The 15,936-nt window shown below is 61.0% G+C and carries 16 protein-coding genes; 10 read left to right on the forward strand and 6 right to left on the reverse strand.

Features of this window, described 5'->3' with window-relative positions; all coding sequences use genetic code 11:
* From GO615_RS29730 to GO615_RS16855, 8 genes are all read left to right on the forward strand, one after another.
* Positions 1-293 (forward strand): SWIM zinc finger family protein (locus tag GO615_RS29730; RefSeq protein WP_169130127.1); only part of this gene is annotated, 293 nt, incomplete at its 5' end.
* Entirely contained in the window at positions 293-1,261 is a 969-nt protein-coding gene (locus GO615_RS16825; RefSeq protein WP_169130129.1) for a hypothetical protein, read from the forward strand. The genes GO615_RS29730 and GO615_RS16825, both read left to right, overlap by 1 nt.
* Before the next feature lie 35 nt (positions 1,262-1,296).
* Positions 1,297-1,713 carry an AP2/ERF family transcription factor gene (locus tag GO615_RS16830; RefSeq protein WP_169130131.1) on the forward strand — a complete coding sequence of 139 codons (417 nt, stop codon included), beginning with the start codon at positions 1,297-1,299 and terminating at the stop codon, positions 1,711-1,713.
* Positions 1,714-2,633: 920 nt separating this feature from the next.
* Complete coding sequence (locus GO615_RS16835; RefSeq protein ID WP_169130133.1) at positions 2,634-3,968, forward strand: replication initiation protein; 1,335 nt, start codon at positions 2,634-2,636, stop codon at positions 3,966-3,968.
* A 195-nt stretch (positions 3,969-4,163) separates the two neighbouring features.
* A complete protein-coding gene (locus GO615_RS16840; RefSeq protein ID WP_169130135.1) occupies positions 4,164-7,790 on the forward strand; it encodes an ATP-binding protein in 3,627 nt (1,208 codons plus the stop codon).
* Positions 7,783-8,421, forward strand: a complete 639-nt coding sequence (locus tag GO615_RS16845; protein ID WP_169130137.1) for a condensin complex protein MksE — start codon at positions 7,783-7,785, stop codon at positions 8,419-8,421. Before GO615_RS16840 ends, GO615_RS16845 begins: the two co-directional genes overlap by 8 nt.
* Positions 8,418-9,635, forward strand: coding sequence for a hypothetical protein (locus tag GO615_RS16850; protein ID WP_169130139.1), 1,218 nt, complete (start codon positions 8,418-8,420; stop codon positions 9,633-9,635). Before GO615_RS16845 ends, GO615_RS16850 begins: the two co-directional genes overlap by 4 nt.
* Positions 9,635-10,516 (forward strand): DUF7281 domain-containing protein, encoded by an 882-nt coding sequence (locus tag GO615_RS16855; RefSeq protein ID WP_169130141.1) that lies wholly within the window; start codon positions 9,635-9,637, stop codon positions 10,514-10,516. Before GO615_RS16850 ends, GO615_RS16855 begins: the two co-directional genes overlap by 1 nt.
* Positions 10,517-10,554: 38 nt before the next feature.
* On the opposite strand, the gene GO615_RS16860 is transcribed toward GO615_RS16855, so the two are convergent.
* The gene (locus tag GO615_RS16860) at positions 10,555-10,899 is read right to left on the reverse strand and encodes a hypothetical protein (protein WP_169130143.1); all 345 of its coding nucleotides are present in this window, start codon (positions 10,897-10,899) and stop codon (positions 10,555-10,557) included.
* Between the two features lie 150 nt (positions 10,900-11,049).
* On the opposite strand from GO615_RS16860, the gene GO615_RS16865 reads away from it, so the two are divergent.
* Positions 11,050-11,301 (forward strand): hypothetical protein, encoded by a 252-nt coding sequence (locus GO615_RS16865; RefSeq protein ID WP_211167192.1) that lies wholly within the window; start codon positions 11,050-11,052, stop codon positions 11,299-11,301.
* 88 nt (positions 11,302-11,389) lie between these two features.
* On the opposite strand, the gene GO615_RS16870 is transcribed toward GO615_RS16865, so the two are convergent.
* From GO615_RS16870 to GO615_RS16890, 5 genes are all read right to left on the reverse strand, one after another.
* On the reverse strand, positions 11,390-11,740 hold the full coding sequence (locus GO615_RS16870; protein WP_169130145.1) for a hypothetical protein: 351 nt from the start codon (positions 11,738-11,740) through the stop codon (positions 11,390-11,392).
* Positions 11,733-11,972 (reverse strand): hypothetical protein, encoded by a 240-nt coding sequence (locus GO615_RS16875; protein ID WP_169130147.1) that lies wholly within the window; start codon positions 11,970-11,972, stop codon positions 11,733-11,735. The genes GO615_RS16870 and GO615_RS16875 overlap by 8 nt, the downstream gene beginning before the upstream one ends.
* A 317-nt stretch (positions 11,973-12,289) precedes the next feature.
* Positions 12,290-13,117, reverse strand: a complete 828-nt coding sequence (locus GO615_RS16880; protein ID WP_169130149.1) for a hypothetical protein — start codon at positions 13,115-13,117, stop codon at positions 12,290-12,292.
* Positions 13,118-13,196: 79 nt separating this feature from the next.
* A complete protein-coding gene (locus GO615_RS16885; protein ID WP_169130151.1) occupies positions 13,197-14,240 on the reverse strand; it encodes a hypothetical protein in 1,044 nt (347 codons plus the stop codon).
* 78 nt (positions 14,241-14,318) lie between these two features.
* Entirely contained in the window at positions 14,319-15,185 is an 867-nt protein-coding gene (locus GO615_RS16890; protein WP_211167193.1) for a DUF6685 family protein, read from the reverse strand.
* 149 nt (positions 15,186-15,334) lie between these two features.
* Here GO615_RS16890 and GO615_RS16895 point away from each other — a divergent pair, with 149 nt between their 5' ends.
* Positions 15,335-15,931 carry a hypothetical protein gene (locus tag GO615_RS16895; RefSeq protein WP_169130153.1) on the forward strand — a complete coding sequence of 199 codons (597 nt, stop codon included), beginning with the start codon at positions 15,335-15,337 and terminating at the stop codon, positions 15,929-15,931.
* The last annotated feature ends 5 nt before the right edge of the window (positions 15,932-15,936 follow it).

Raw genomic sequence — 15,936 nt, forward strand, 5'->3', positions numbered from 1 at the left:
AGATGTGTATAAGAGACAGGGATTTCTACCGCTGGCGTCGCGCTCAGACACTCAACATCGAGCCGGCCGGCGCGGACTTCATCGTGAGCGGCGGTGCGCAGCCGCACCGGGTCGCAGGCGACGGGGCGCACTGTGACTGCGCCGACTTCGCCAAGGGGCATCTCTGCAAGCACCTCATCGCCATGCGCCACCACCGGGGCGATGCCGCCGTACCGCGCTTCGATCAGACCTTTCCGAGTGCCGAACCGGTTTCGCTTGCCGACCTCTGGCGCCAATCGAGGAGTTTTCGCTAATGCACGCCCTTCCACGCGGCTTCCTGCCGGTCACGACCTTCGGTAACGCCTACCCCTTGGATCGGCTCATACAGCCCTTCCTGCCGCGTCTGGTGCCCGCCGTGATGGTGAGCTACCACTTCGCTCGGAATATGCCCGAAGGCTTTCCGCTTCCGGCTTTCATCGACTCGGGCGGATTCTCAGCCCTTCTCCCCGGTGCGCGCGTGCTGGAAACCCCCGAAGGGCTGGGCGTCATCGAGCGCGAGGATCAGGAGCCCACCGAACTCATTCATCCCGACGACGTGCATGCGCTGCAGTCGCGCCTCGCGCATTGGGGCTGCCCGCTCGACTTCCCGATCCCGCCCGCGATCACCGATTCCGACGAGCGCGCCCGCCGGCTGCGGCTCACGCTCGCCAACGCCCGCTATGCGCTGACGCTGCCGCGCCCCGAGCGGCTCACACTCTTTGGCGTCGTGGTCGGATGGGATGCGCCGAGCTACACGCAGTGCGCCCGCGAGCTGCTCGCCATGGGATACCGGCATCTGGCGATCGGCGGGCTCGTGCCACGCCTGAGCGACCTCGTTCTGCTCGAGCGCATCGTGCGTGGCGTGCGCGCGCTCCAGTCCAATACGGATGCCCTCCATCTCTTTGGCCTGGGACATCCCGAGCGGGTGGCGCAGGCAATGGCGTTGGGTGCGACCTCGACCGACAGCAGCAGCTATGTCCAGAACGCAGCGCGCGGCATCAGCTGGGAGGGCGCCATGCCGGAAGACCCCTCGCCGCTGGAGCGCGCGCAGAGCGCCTTGCGCAATCTACGGGCCTGCGTGCGTGCGTGCCGTGTCCGCGCCGGCAACGGTCTCAACGCGCTAGCGTTCCCGCGGATCCACTGTATCCTCGCCGCGTGCCGAAAGTCTCCGACCCCTCCGATCCGCTGCGCTTCCTCTCCCGCGTCGAATTGCCGAACTCACCGGGCTGGGTTCTGCGCCTGACCACCTCTGCCGCCGCAAGCGGCGAACCATTCGAGATGTCATTTGCGGACAGCCTGTTCGCCGGCCGCGACGGCAGCCTGCGCGCGGCCAAGGCTCAACGGGATGCGCTGGCATCGAAGACACGGCGCGGCGCGCATGTGCGCGCCACCACCGCGAGCCGCGGACGAGGACTCCCATCCGGTGTGCGACTGGTCCTCCACATGCGTCCGAGCGGGCCGTATCTGCTCTGGGACGTCCTCTGGATGGAGAACGAGAAGGAGAGGCGCAAGCGCTTCAGCGTGGCGGCGCACGGCTACCGCGGAGGATTTGCCAAGGCGATCGCGTTGCGCGAACAAATGAGTGGGCTCGATCTGTCGGGGTGGGCGTGCCCGCGCATCGAGGACGTGCTGGGCAAAAGCCAGCTAGCCAATATTCTCTGCAACCAACACATTGGAAGCAGTCTCTGTCGCTGACGGGCGACGCCAGGCCGAAGCATTCGCGCCATCTTGTCGTATTGCTTAGCGAGCGACAGGTGCGGTTTTTCAGGACGACAAGCCTGTAGAAGCACACCTAACGGTTTCCGTACGGTGTGGTCTTTCAGGGGAGACGACCGAAAAAGCGCACCGGCGGATGCCGAGACAGAGCCATAGGTGTGGTGTTACAGGAAAGTGCGACAGTGGCCGCGTCAGGCCAGGCGGCCAAAGGTGTGTTCTTACAGGCGTGGTTTCCCGAAAAGCCACACCCCAACCCGCTCGACGTGCTTTCCGGTGTGTATTTTCGGGCGATCATTCCTGAATATACACACCCAGGGAGTGGGCAGACGCACGTCAGGCGCCCCGCGGGCAGCTTCAGGTGTGGTTTTACAGTCGCGCCCCCGATCCCTGCTGGAGCGAACACGGCGAACGGTGTGTATTTCCGGGCGCGGCTCCCGGAAAACCGCACCTCAGGCACGGACAGACCCTTCGGGTGTGCTTATTCAGGTATCTCCCCTGCCATACCACACCGAGATGCCTGCATTTGCGCCTCGGGTTTCCTGAATCCACGCCACTCAACTCCTGAATCACCACACCTGTCGAGCCGGCTCGCCTGTAAAGACGCCCCTCACGCCTGCTCGATTGCACCGGCACGCCCGAATCGCCACACCTGACCCCCTGAATCCACTCACCTCAGAAGCCTGACAAAGAGCACTTGCTCGCCCGAATTTCCACACCTGACACTAAGTGTCTGATTTTCCGATATCTCCATCGCGTCTACGTACGTTAACGTCGTAGTAGTCCGTTTTTATATAAGAAGATTCGACACAGCCGATGGGACGCATAGGTGCGCAACATGTTCAAGTTGACTCGCACCTGAGAAGCACCTACTGTGCTTCCGACTATTAGGGACCGTATCTATGTCGGAGAGCAAGCCAGAGAAGAACCGCGTCATCATCGCCACGGCATCCGAGGCACGGCCGACCCTACACAAAGCCCGCGAGGTGATTTACACCTACCCGAAAAAGGGCAAAATCACCCTCGTCATGAGAAAGGCATTCAACCGAATGCTCCAGAACGCGCATCAGCAGGGCATTGACGTTGAATGGTATCGGCTCCCCATTCGTCGCTTGGCGAACAATATCGACTACGACAGCAACGACATGAAGGCGTTGGTGAGCACGGTCGAGGCGATGCAGACCACGCTCATCCGATGGGGCGAGATCGACGAAAAGGGTCGCACCACACTCAATTCCGTGCAGTTGATCGGAGCGGTGAAGTTCGTCGGCGAGTTGCGCAGTGATGGCCGGCGGCTACAGACCGATCTGCTCTACAAATTCGACGATGGCGTCAAGGAACGTGTCTTCAACAGCAGCTCACGAGCGCTCCTGAATCTCGATCTACAGAACCAGTTCAAGTCGAGCTACACGGCAGCCCTCTACGAACAGCTGATGGAGGTTGTCGCAGCAGTCGAGATCGACGACGACGGGTGGTGGCGCTCCTCTCGCTTGCCCTGGCAGGAGTGGCGCGACCTCATCATGTCTGCGGACACGTCGGCGTACTACGACAACATCAAGTATTTCAACCGCGACGTGCTGCGTAAGGCGCTCGCCGAACTGGAAGCGTTCCTTGACGAATACGAGGTCGTGGCGGTGCTTGAGAAGGAGGGGCGCGAGTACAAGCACCTCAGTTTCCAGATCCGTCTGCGCGCGCAATCCGCACTGCCGCTCGACCATTCGGTGCCGCTGATCGACACGAGCCGTGCCGAGAAGGCGATGGCCGAGTTCGGGATGAATGAAGTCGAGATCCAGGAAGTACTCGAAGCGAAAGACCTCGAGGAGATCGAAGGGGCAATTGCCTACACACGCCGCCGGATGGAAAAGCCGGGGGCCGAAAAACTCACCAAGCCCGCCGCCTACTTCATCTCAGCGCTTGCAGGAAAGTACAGCGAGCGAGCGGGCAGCATCGCCGCGAAGCTCAAGAAGCCGGCACGGTCGGATAAGGCCCCGACCTCTGGAAGCGGTCCCAGTCGCACAACGTCCGAGAGCGACATCACTCTGCGCGTCCAAATCAAGGAAGGACAGACCTATTTTTCGAGCCTCGATCCCGGCGTTCAGCAGCAGAAACTCGAGGAGTGGGTGAGGCACGAGGCAAACACGTACCAGAAATCGATGTTCGCCAAGGATGGCTTGAAGTCGACCAGTGTCACGAATGGCTTCTTCACCTGGCTCGCCAGAGCCGCGGGGGCACCGTAGGGTACCTGCGACCTCGCTCACACGAATCTCTAGATACCGTTCGTTTAGGCGCACCGCGCAAGATACTCGCTCAGGCGGGACGAATACAGTGGCTCAGCGCCCACCTTAATCGACAAGTCGTCGGCGCTCTCAATAACATAGTCATACAGCGCTAACATATAGTCATCTCCCAAGATCGTACTAGCGGGGTATTCCGTGGATTTCCGAGTTAATCGTCTTATTCTCATTGGGTCATATTGCCGGAGCCGTATCGCGGAAGTGGACTTGTCTGGGCATATCACGATCAACGGCGAGAACGGCGCGGGGAAGACGACCCTATTGCGTCTTCTGCCGCTCTTCTTTGGGGAGAGCCCGTCGAAGATTCTGCGCGGCGACGAGAACAACGTGAAAATGGCCCGGTACTACTTCCCGACGACGGCCAGTTACGTGGTCTTCGAGTACGTGCGCCGGGATCAGAAGGTCATGGCAGTGATCCACGCCGAGAGCCAGACGGACAAGCTGGTGTATCGGCTGATCGACAGCGCGTACAGGCCAGAACTTTTCATGGACGGCGAAGAAGTCGTTCAGACCGGAGCACTGCATCGCCACCTGGAAAAGCAGGGGGTCTTCGACTCGAAGGCGCTCGGACTACACGCCTATCGCAGCGTCATCCAGAACACGGCCGGACGTGAATACAAGCATCTGGCGAGCCGCTTTGCCTTCACCGCCTCGACTGGAAGGCTCACCAACATTGAGCGCGTCGTGACCGCAATCCTGCAACGGGTGACGACGTTCCACGACCTCAAGCGCATGATCGTTTCGTCCATTCTAGATGAGCAGGATGTGTTCTCCCTGCGCACAAGCCGGAAGGATCTGCTGCACTGGGCCAGCGAGTACGAAGCTCACTATGCGGTAATGGGCAAGGCCGGGGTGATGGCCGACCTCGACCGGCTCGATCACCAGCGCCTCACGATCGAAATCGATTTCGGTCGCCTCCATGCATGCTTCCGCGTGCTGCGCGAATATCACCGTGAGCAGGTCGCGCTAGCCGAGAACGACGAGCGCCAGGCGAAAGCGGCCAAGACTGTCGAGGAGAACAGCTTCTCCGCACAGCTGATTGACGTCAATACGCGCAAGAGCACTGCGGAGAGCGCGGCCGGACGTGCCAAGTCAGATATTGAATCGCTCGACAAACGGAAGGCGCATTTCGACCGCGAAAATGCCGAGCAGAAGATGCTCGAGGTCGATTGCGTCCCGGCCCTCACGACGCAACTGGGTCCCCTAACGACCCGATTCGACGAACTCAAGCGGCAGGTGAAGTCCTTGACACAGGTCTTCGACGAACTCGAATCGGACGCCCAAAAGGAAGCTCATTCGCAACGGGAGGTGCTCCAGGCGGCCCAGACCGACGCCTATCGTGAGACCGCTGAACTCAAGGACCGCGCCGCGAGTATCCAGCGCGAGCACCTGCAAGCCATCCGGGAAAGGCACGATACCGAGCGCGCCGAGGCTGAAAGTGTCGTGTCAGCTCTGCGTGTCCGCGAAGCTGGCTTGGCGGCGGAAGTGCGCGCTGCGCAGGCAGAGCCTGAAACAGTTGCAGCACTAGAAAAGGCGCGTGAGATCGAGCGTGCTGCTGTCGCCAATCTTGAAGCGTTGCACGAAGGGAGTGGGGCGGTTAGCCGAGCCTATGACACGGCCTTGAATGCCTTTTCAGAGCTGGATGCACTGATCACCAACGGATCTGTCTCGATCGACAAACTGCAAGACGAGCTCGATCACCTGCTTCTCGCGGACAGTGCAGGCGAGGATACGCTGCTCGGATTCTTGCGCCGGAACAGGTCTGGGTGGGTCGGCAACATCGGCCGCATCATTCCTGAAGAGTCACTGTTGCGCACCGACCTGTCGCCGTCCTTGAGTGGAGGTGACGATTTCTACGGGGTCACCCTTGACCTCGAACGCCTCGACGTGGGTCGGTTCGCTTCCGAGGAAATGCTGCAGGACGAGATCGCCGCGGCTCGCATCCGACTTGACCGCAAGCGCGAGGAAGTCGAAACGGCACGAAAGGATCTGGCCGCGAAGCATGACGGACTCAACGTAGCGAGAGCAGCACGCGACACTCATCATCGCTGCCTCGACCGGGCGAAAGCGGACAAGGCCAATGCCATGTCCGTCGTCGCAGACGCACAACGCCGAGTGGCGGACAGCCAGAAGGCCGCCACACGGACAGCGAAGGCGGCGCTTGATCAATGCTCGCGTGAGCGTGCCGAGGCCCAGCAGCGGGCCGAACGGCTCAAACATTCGCATCGTGAGGAGATCGCGCGCATCGAGGACGTCCATCGGAACGAACTGAGGGCCGTCGACCATTCTTTGCGTGATGCGCTTGCTTCGATCCAGTCTCGGCAGACGGCATTCGATAAGGACCTACAGGACCGGCTCAAGCAGATCGCCAAGGACCGAGACCAGTGCCTGCGCGACCACTCTGTTTCACCCGATGTCCTCAATGGCCTGTCGAAACAGATTGCGGGTCTGACAGGGCGAATTGAAGCGGCTGAAAAGCATCGCCCGTTTGTCGCAGAGTATCGGGATTGGTTGGCGCATACTTGGCCGAAACGGGCCAAGTACGTGCTCGACTATGAAACTGAGCGGGCCAGCGCCGAGACGTTCAAGCAAGAGCACATTGATCTGCAGCGAAAACGCACTGAAGTGCTGACGGCGATGGACCGTGCCATCGACGCGGCGGGCCGTCGCGCCGAGGGGCACCACCAGATCGAGACCAGGGCCCTGCATCAGATGGAGTCCTTGGCAGCGTGGTCGGTCGATTCCGAAGTGCTCGCTGCCGGCTACACCGACGACCTGACCCTCGACCGGCTCAGCAGCGACCGAGCGCGCCTGCAGAAGAGCTACAGCGAGTGTCGTGATCGCATTCGTGAAGGCGTCGAAGACATCCGGCGCGAAATGTGTCGGGAGCAGGGCACCGGACCGGAGCGCTTCCATGCCCACGCCGTTCAAGAGCTGGGATCTTTGCGCCACGGCAGCGAGTACGAGTGGATCAAGGTCTTCCGTACGTGGTTCAACGAGCGCCACGGCGAGAACCGAGACTCCCTGGTACAGCTCGGCCGTACGATGGCGCAGAACGTGAGCTACTTTTGGAAAAGCTTGCGCAACTTCAAGCAAAACGTCGCAAATTTCTCGACAGATCTGCGTGCGAACTTGGAGCAGGGACGTATTTTCGCCAGCATCTCGGATGTTTCGACCGATATCCGCACCCACGTCGACACCCAAAACTACTGGGAGGCCGTAGAGGAGCTACACCACGAGTATGACGCATGGCACACGCAAGGCGACGCGCTGCCACCGGCGAGCTTCGTCGCCGCCGCACGAAAGGTCGCCGAGGTATTGAGTGAGGACAAGGGCCTTATTGCCGATCCGGTGGATCTCATTAGCCTCAAGATCAGCGCGAACGTGAACAACGAAGGCATGAAGACGGCCAGCAACGAAGTAGCGCTCGCCAACATGAGCAGCAATGGCCTCTCCTACATCATCCTTTGCGTAGTGCTCATCGGCTTCGTTAATCGAATCCGGCGCAAGGAGCAGGTCGTAATCCCTTTCGTGATCGACGAGCTCAAGGATCTGAGCTACCCGAACGCGAAGACCCTGTTGGAGCTTCTGACGCGCAACAACATCACGATGGTGTCGGCATTCCCGGACCTCGATCTGGACCTCGCTGAGCTGTTCCACCTCAACTACAAAATCCAGCCCGGACGCGAGGTTGCCCTGATCGACAAGGATGCGCTGCTTTCCGACGCGGACGACGAGATCGACGAGGAAGCCGCCTATGTTTGAGCAGACCGCCATCCGGCTCCTCGAAGGGGCCTTCATTTGCGAATCGACGGCACCTGAAGCCTTCCGTTGGCTCAATTCCGAGCACGCGCAGGCCGAAGTCGGCGAGTATCTAGGCAAGCTGGGCCGCAAGCTGACGATGACGCCGAACCGCCTCGCGTACTACGCGACGTGGGCTCGTGTCGGCAAGGGCGAGCAAACCGAAATCAAGAAGGTCTTCGCGCACATCAAGCAGACGATTCGCCCGGTCATGCACTTTCTGTCGCTTTGCATGGAATCGGGGCGCCAGGATAGCGCGCCTTCACCGGGTGATCTGCTCGACTATGCGACCCTGCTGTCTCAGGTCACCTCAAACCAGCATTTCGGGGAAATGCTGCGGGCTTTCGGAACGATGGGCAAAGAGTTCGCCGTCAGTGACGCCTCCACGATGAATGGGATGCTCAACAAGGTTATCGTGCAGATGGAGCGTTGGGGCTACCTAATAGCGGTCAATCGCGAACATGAGACGTATCGCTTCACGGGCAAGCTCGACTACTACTATCAGGTCATCGATTTCCTGCTGGAGAACGAGCCAATTACCGATAGCGCTGCACTCAATCAGGAGCCAGAACCCGATCAGGGGAGGTTGTTGTGAGCGACTCCGATCCTGTCCGGATTCTGCTATCGAAGCTGAACGCGTGCAGCGACACGATTGCGGAGGCCTACTACCAGAACCGGATTCACAAGACCGACGGTAACGCCCGCAGTATCGAGGCGTTGCGCCAACTGCGAATTATGTCTCCCGACATTCGGGACGCCTTCCAGTTGCGCTCCAACCTGCGTCAGTTCCTCAACACGACGCTCAACACTAACCGCCTGTTCTCGATCGGCGCCGATATAGGCGGCTACTTTTCTCGGCTCGCGCTCCTAGTCGACGAGCACTCTGTTGCCTTTCAGCAGGGGCGTGACGACGATTGTCAGCGGTACGAGGACGAAACCCGCGAGGTCATCAGCGATATTGCAGACGCGATCGAGGACGAACTGATCGTGCTTTCCATGCAGGTGAGCACTCGTTTTGCCGCGGTGTCGACCGTCGAAGAAAAGATCAGGCAGAACCGGTACTACTACGGGCGCACCAACAAGCTCGTGACGCTGCTCGAGAGCTTTCACTTCTCGGACATCGACGAGCAACTCGCGGGTCACGAAGATCTCGCCCTCTCATTCCGGTCGCTGCTTGCCGATCGTATCCCGGCCTTCCGCGAATCGCTCCTGTCCATACTCCAAACTCTCGACCAGTATCTCTTCGAGTACCGTGAGATCAAGGAACGGACACGCCGTGTGCGCGCCGTCGCCCTGCATCTGGCCCGCAATCCCGACTGGGAACCGAAGGCTTGGGACGAGGCTGCCCAACCTGCGGGGTGGCTTCAGTGCGCTTCTCCTCTTGCGCTGGAATGCCATCCGCAAATCGACGATCCGCAAGCCGAGGATTTCCTCGCGGAGCTCGCCCGGACGATCCCGGCCAGCGCCAACACGCGAACCCGTTCCGTTCGTCCGCCCGGCAGGATCGATCTGACCGCAGGCAATGTCGTGATTGCGCCCCCGGAGTTGCCGATCCGGAGAGCCGTGCGGCTGTACTTCAAGCAAGCCAGGGCCTCGGCTACAGGGGTCTCAGCTCGAAGGTGGTGGGCCGAGAATCCCTCGGTCGTGGGCGACACGAAGGAGCACATGTGGCTGTTGCGGGTCCTGGCCGAACACGACAACAAGGGCAAGGCTGGGATGTGGAGCCTGAAGCTGGACTTCCATCGTCACCCTCATTTCGACGGCAATATTCTGATCCGCGACGTTATCGTCTTGAAGAGGCTCGGCTGATGCTCGACCAAAGACTTGCCGAAGCCGTGCAACGGGTGTTGGCGAAGCGGGATGAGCGGGCGAGTCTCAGCGCGACGTTGCAGCGCCTTGTGAACGACTTCGATATCGGTACGGTGCGCGGGAAATCTGTCTATTTCACCGCGAAGGACCGCGACGAGATGCGTGCCTTGCTAGAGGCGCGAGGGTATTCGACGGAGCGGGTGAGTCTCGCCGATCTCGCACGCGGGGAACGGCTGGCACTGACGCCCAACGAAAAGGCGGGAGGAGGGGCCGTCAAGCGGAACCGGATATCGATCAAGGCGCTGCCGGGTCGCACGCTGCGGATCGGGGGAGAGGCGCTTTCTCTCCCCTCCGAGTGCCACCTGGACGCCAACTGGACGTTGATCGAGCAAAGCATTGCACACCCGTGCGTGATCGTGGTCGAGAACTACGAGAACTTCAATCGTGTTCACGAGATTGTTTTCGACCTTCCGGCACCCTACACGGACGCCCTCGTGATCTACCGCGGCGACCCACTGGAAAGCCGTCTAGACAACGTGCAGGCGTTGCTCGAACGTTTGGCGCTTCCGGTGCTCGCATTCCCGGATGCTGACCCGGCGGGACTTGCGCAAGCGGCCTCACTACCCCGACTGGAAGGCATCGTCTTGCCGCGCATCGACGTGCTGGCGACTCAACTCCGAAATCCGAAGATGGCGCGTTCTGATCTCTTTTACGACCAGTTCCCCGTGTATTCATCGGTGCTTGATGCGCTGGCGTGCAGCCACCCATGCCGGAATGTATGGAGACTGCTGACAGAGACGAAGAGCGGGATCACGCAGGAACGCTGGATAGGCAACGGTACGTGCGTCGTGCTCCATCCCAGTGGCGCCCAGGGTGTTTGAGGGCGCTTCGGACCAACGCGACGCGCGTTTCCGCAGTTTTAGCGCGAGCGAGCAATCTCCGCGGCGCTGCACACCGGTCGGCCAGTGCGCTCCCGGCCAAGACGGGCAGAGAGCCTGCGCACGTGCGCCGGTTCATACATCTGCGCGAGGATCATCCGCGCTTCCGTGAGCGAAAGCCGCGGCGAGCGCCGACGTCCATCTTTCGTGTCAGGAACGAAGATGTAGGGCTTTTCATAGCGTACTTGCCAGCCGTGAGTGCCGCTCTTCTCATCCTTTCCCGTGTCGACGCGCAAGATGTACTGAGGTACTTCGAGAGGCGCTGCCAGTCCGGGAACCTGACACAAGCGGGTTGGAATGCGGCGAGGTAAGCGTTTCGTTGCCATCAGAAAAGTTGCTCTATAACTTTCGTTGTAACTTTGAGAAAGTCGCGCATTCTCATAGGATGCGGCAGCGCAAACAAGCAGTTGGCAATAATGCTTGGTGTCCGGGTTGGACAACAAATTGTTACTTCACGTCCAAGGAGGACGCTGACCATGCAGATACAGATCGATCCCGCTGTCCTCGCGGAACTCAACTACATCGTCAAGCTTCACGTGCGACATGGCGCCCCGAACCCAATGTCGAGTGTCGAGGAATTGGTGGGGTACGTCTTATCCAGTGTTGCGGATGGATCCCGACGACCTGGATCGTGGGAGCGCGAGTTTGTCGAGCGGATGGGGCTGATCGCCGATACGCCCGCGCACGAGCTTTATCGCGCCCAGCCTGGCGAACCGCCTGCGGCGTGAGCAGTCACGCCGATGGAGTAGTGCCGCGGCCGGCGCAATCGCGCAGCCGCGGCCTTATCATCGATCAGACGGGGGCGAGATCGTCATCCTAGTCGTCCGCATTTGGATCAGACAGATCGAGCCACCGGTCGCCGCGCCCGACCCGGCCTGAGTTCGCGTCCGGGTTGTATTGCGAGACGCCGAAATCAGCGTCCAGACCGTTCTTGCGAGCCTGATTCAGCCCGCGCCGGTCGGCCTCCTCGCCCCAATCCCCCTGCCGGATCACGAGATCGCGCGCGCGCTCCTCGATTTCATCGACGATCCGCTGCCCCTCGGGCGGCAGGTTCGGGTAGATCGAAGGCCCGTTCCACGGGTCGCCCTCGTTGTCGCCATCTGGGCGCTCGAAGGCTTCCAGGGCATCGAAAAGGTCGCTGAGGTTTTGGGCGCGCGATTTAGCCATTCTGCCGCCCTCCGCTGCGAAGGTCTGCAAGGAAGGCGTCGCGCATCGCAACGATTTCGGGGCGTGCGGTGGGCGAGAGGGCGCGGCCAAACTCACGATCGAGCGCGGCATCGAGCTGCGCGGGGGCCGGGTGAGAGGCGACGAGAGCTCGAAGGGTAGCGTTGACGAGCGCAAGATTGACGAGCGTGTGCCCGAAAGTGGGCAGGGCAAAACCGTTGATTTCATTCGACATGATGGATCCTTCCGAAAAAATGGAATGTCTGAACGTATGGACTCGGAATATTTGTTACCGTGGCGGCGCTGCTGCCAGCGGACTTCGTTATTTCGCGACGGCTTGACGGGCCGTGGATTTTTATAAGGCAGCACAGGGCGCTGCGCATTTTTTCGTCACGGCTTGAGGAGCCGCGGTCTTCGTCGTGGCAGCGGGCGCTGCACGTATATCGCGCATCTCGAGAAGCAGCGCGCACATAAGTTCCGCGAGGAACGGCAAAATCGTACGCCGATTAACCGGCCAGTGGAACCCCTGAAGCGCGAGTGAGGGCCGAAAGGCTAGGCGGTGGCGTCCGGGTCGGGCAGTGGCGAAGCTGAGGCCACGAGCTTGCGCTGCAGCGCCAGAAAGCGACGATACTCGATGAAATCCGCCCAGCCCCCGGTGTTGCGCCGATCGCCCTGGCGCATGCGTTCGATCTGCTCGCCGAGCTCGACGGAGAGCGCCCTGACATTGGCCGGGATCGGCGCCTTGCGGCAGGCGGCAAGCGCCCGCAGGATCGCATCGCCCTGGTAGATCGCCACCGATGCACGCTGCGGTGTGTCGCCCGGCTCGGCGGGCGTACTGCACCAGTTGCGGCTGAAGTCGCGCAGATCGTCAACCATATCCATCACCGCGTCAGGCGCGGCGTCCTGCAGCGCTTCGGCCACCAACCGCAGCATCTCCTCCTCGTGCCTGGTCTGCCACGCCTTCTGGTGATCTTCCCTGTACCGCTCTCCCATCTTCGCGGCACGGGTGAGGTCGGGCGCAAGCCCATCGAGGGCGGCGATCGCGGCCCGGAAGTGCTCGAGCTCGGCCGCCGTGAGGTACTGGCCGAGCGCCGCCTCGGCGGTGAGATTGCGCAGCGTGGTTGCTGTTCGTTTCACTTGCAGCGCGTCGCGCTTCATCGCCTCGCCGCCGGCGAAGGTCGATTTGCGGCGCAAGAAGATCAGCTCGGGGCGCGAGGCCTCGCTGTAGTCGCTACACGACTTCCGGTACAGCAGGTAGTCGTGCTCGGGGTCCTTGTCGGTGTGCCCCTTGGCACAGGCGAACTTGAGCCAGAAGGCCTGCCCGGTGAAGTGGCGGCAGCGCTCACAGTCGATCCTCACCGGCGTTTTCGCCTTGGCCATGGCTCTCTATCCTGTCGCGACAAGCAACTCGCGGGAGTTTACCGCGCTTTGCGCGCGATCCCGAGGCGCTCGTACTGTCCTATGGAAGTTCGCTGAAGCGATACGACGAACCATGCTTTCGGTACAGGACGACGGAGATCCCCACTTTGTTTCCGATGTGTTGCCGGTGCTCCTCGTTCGGATTGGCGGGAAGCACCAGGAACCGATGCACAGGCATCTTGAGGCGGCTGTTGATGCACTCGCCGTGAATCAGAAGCTGACCGACGCCAGTGTAAATGTCCGAGGTTCGAGCAGACGTCTTGACCTCGTAGAGGTCTACCCGATTCTCATCCTCTTTGACGATGGCAAGGTCAATGGCCTGAGCTTTCTGGCTCTTCCCGGTCTCACGCAACTGCGCTTCGAGCGCCTTGACGATATCGCCATGTTCCACGGTCCTGGTGCCGCCGCCATGGCCCTTGCTGTTGCTCTCGCCGGCGTACTCGTCGAAGTAGGCGCGAAGCTTCAACATGGGGCTGGAACTCGTCGGCGGCGCGTCAGCGTCGTCGATGGTCGAAGGGTCGTACTCAGCTTCCGCGAGCCTAGTCGCCACTTCGCGCGCTTCCACACCAAACGTCCATAAGCGATCCGCCAGGTCGGGGTCATCCAGTGCGCTGATGAGGATGAGCTTGGAGGTCTTCTCCCTGTCGGTAGCTTCAATGGTTCTGGAAGCGAATTCGCGGAAAACTTTTTCCTTCTCGAGACCGGCGTGCCCCTTGGTCAGCTTTCCTCGGTGAGCGATGAAGACGTCGCCGTTCTCGTCCGTGATGAAGGCGCCCGCTTTTCGGCGGTCGTATACTCCGGCCGGGAAGTTTAGTTGTACGGTGATCTCCATCCACTCCGTGCTTTGCGGATCACCCGACAGGATGAAGTTGCAGAGCTTGATGTCGCCCTCGTGAGGGGACCATGCCCGTACCGAGTTGCCGTGGGACGATTCGAAGTAGACGGTGCCGTTGTGGTGCCCTGACGGGTAGGTGATCTCGCGACTCTTCTTGATGCTGAAGATCTTGCGTAGACGTTGCGACAGCTGCTGGTTCAGCCTCGCAATCTCCTTGATGTTGGTGACGACTTGGAACGAACTGCTCAATGTGCTTCTCCTCTGGAATAGTGTCCCGGCGCTGACTCGTGATCGCAGTCCGCCAACGATTTGCGGTATGCAGACGCTCTATCGCCGTGCCAGCAACTGCTTGAGGTGTTCGCCGAGGTCTATAAACCCGGCACTGCGAAGAGCTGTCGCCACCTTGGCCGATCGGGGTTCAGCCTTGGGCAGAAGAATCGCGCGGCGATCGTCGAACGGCCGTGGAAGTGGCGTCGAGATGTAAGTCGCGCGAAAGCGTCGCATCGCCTCCAAGAAGGCATTTGAGGCCGCTGGGGTACGCGAGAGCGCGAATATGTCGAACTCCGCTCTCAAAGCGGCGATCTTGGGCCCGTTCACGCGGTACGTGCGCAAGCTGCCGAGCAAGGGGACCGGCACGCCAAGGCGTGCGGCGATGTAGCGGGCGGCGGCGAAGTGATGCGAACCCCCATCATTCATGAGGAAGAGCCGGTTATCCCAACGGTAACGAGCGAAATAATCCGAACTGTTGTCGCCGTGCAGGATGCGTATCTCCTTCCAGGCGAGGTTTTCCCCAAGCTTGTCCCTACTCATCGGGGTAATCATCCGTTGTGCATTAGTCTCGACCATTGCATCGAGCGTTGAGAAGCTCTTGAGGTCGGACTTCGAGCTTGCAAGCCCGCTCACGTCCTGTATGTCGCATTCCCATCCTTCGGTGATATCGCACGTCGTGAAGTCGGAGAACAGAGCACCGTTTACGGGGAAAGCGCTGTAGGAGATGCCGTCATATCGCCACCCGCGTAGCTCCCAACGTACCAGGTCGGCCCAGGTATGCCACTGCACCACACTCGAAGCGGCGATATCGACCGGAGGCGCGTCCAATCCAACTCGCAACTCCGGGTGAATCTGCAGCACATGATGCAGGGTGGCGGGGATACCGACGTCTTCCTTAATCGAGCGGACGAGTGATGTGATCATGCGCGAGAGTACGTGGGTTCAGGGGAGGGAATACGTTCATCATAAGCGCACCCACGACCGGTTCGAAAATTTGGCGGCAACGCGGTTGGCAACTTGAATGGCCGTTGGCGTTCGGTAGTCTGGGGTGGACCTCCCTTGGACCCGCCACCATGTGTGACACAGATTCCTCCTGCGACATCACGCGCCGCGCGGCCCCGCCGCCGGCCTTCACGCCGTCCGATTTCGGCCCGGTCTATCGCATCCTGCGAAGCGATGAGGGTGGGGCGCCGGCCCACTGCCTTGCCGAGGGACTGACATGGACGGTGGCGCAGCGCGAGTGTGGCGCGCTCAACGCCCAGATCAGCGCCCAATATCCTGGGCGAACGATGGCTCGCCCGGTTGTCTGGATCGATCGCGCTCTGCCGACGATCCACCACAAGGGTATGCCCGTCGTTGGCGATCTGGTGGTGGTGCGTTTCGCGTCCGAGCGTCAGCGTGGCGCGGGCGGCACGGGGACGTGGAGCGAATGGCTCGAACTCGGGCCGGTCGTCGCTGTGAGCACGCTTCGCGTCCGAACACGAAACGGAGAAGTGGTCGAACCGAGCAAGCCCGTGGGCTTCGTCCGTGCGGCAGAGATCGATACGGAGCAGGCGATCCCGCTGCTTGAGCGGCATGACTTCCGGCGAGGCACCTGGCTGTGGGGGCACTACGAAACCACGGTCCAGATCGCCCACGCGCTTGCGCCGGCGTTGCGGCCGGGGAGGTAGCCGCG

The sequence above is a fragment of the Aromatoleum evansii genome, from assembly GCF_012910805.1.
GTDB lineage: Bacteria > Pseudomonadota > Gammaproteobacteria > Burkholderiales > Rhodocyclaceae > Aromatoleum > Aromatoleum evansii.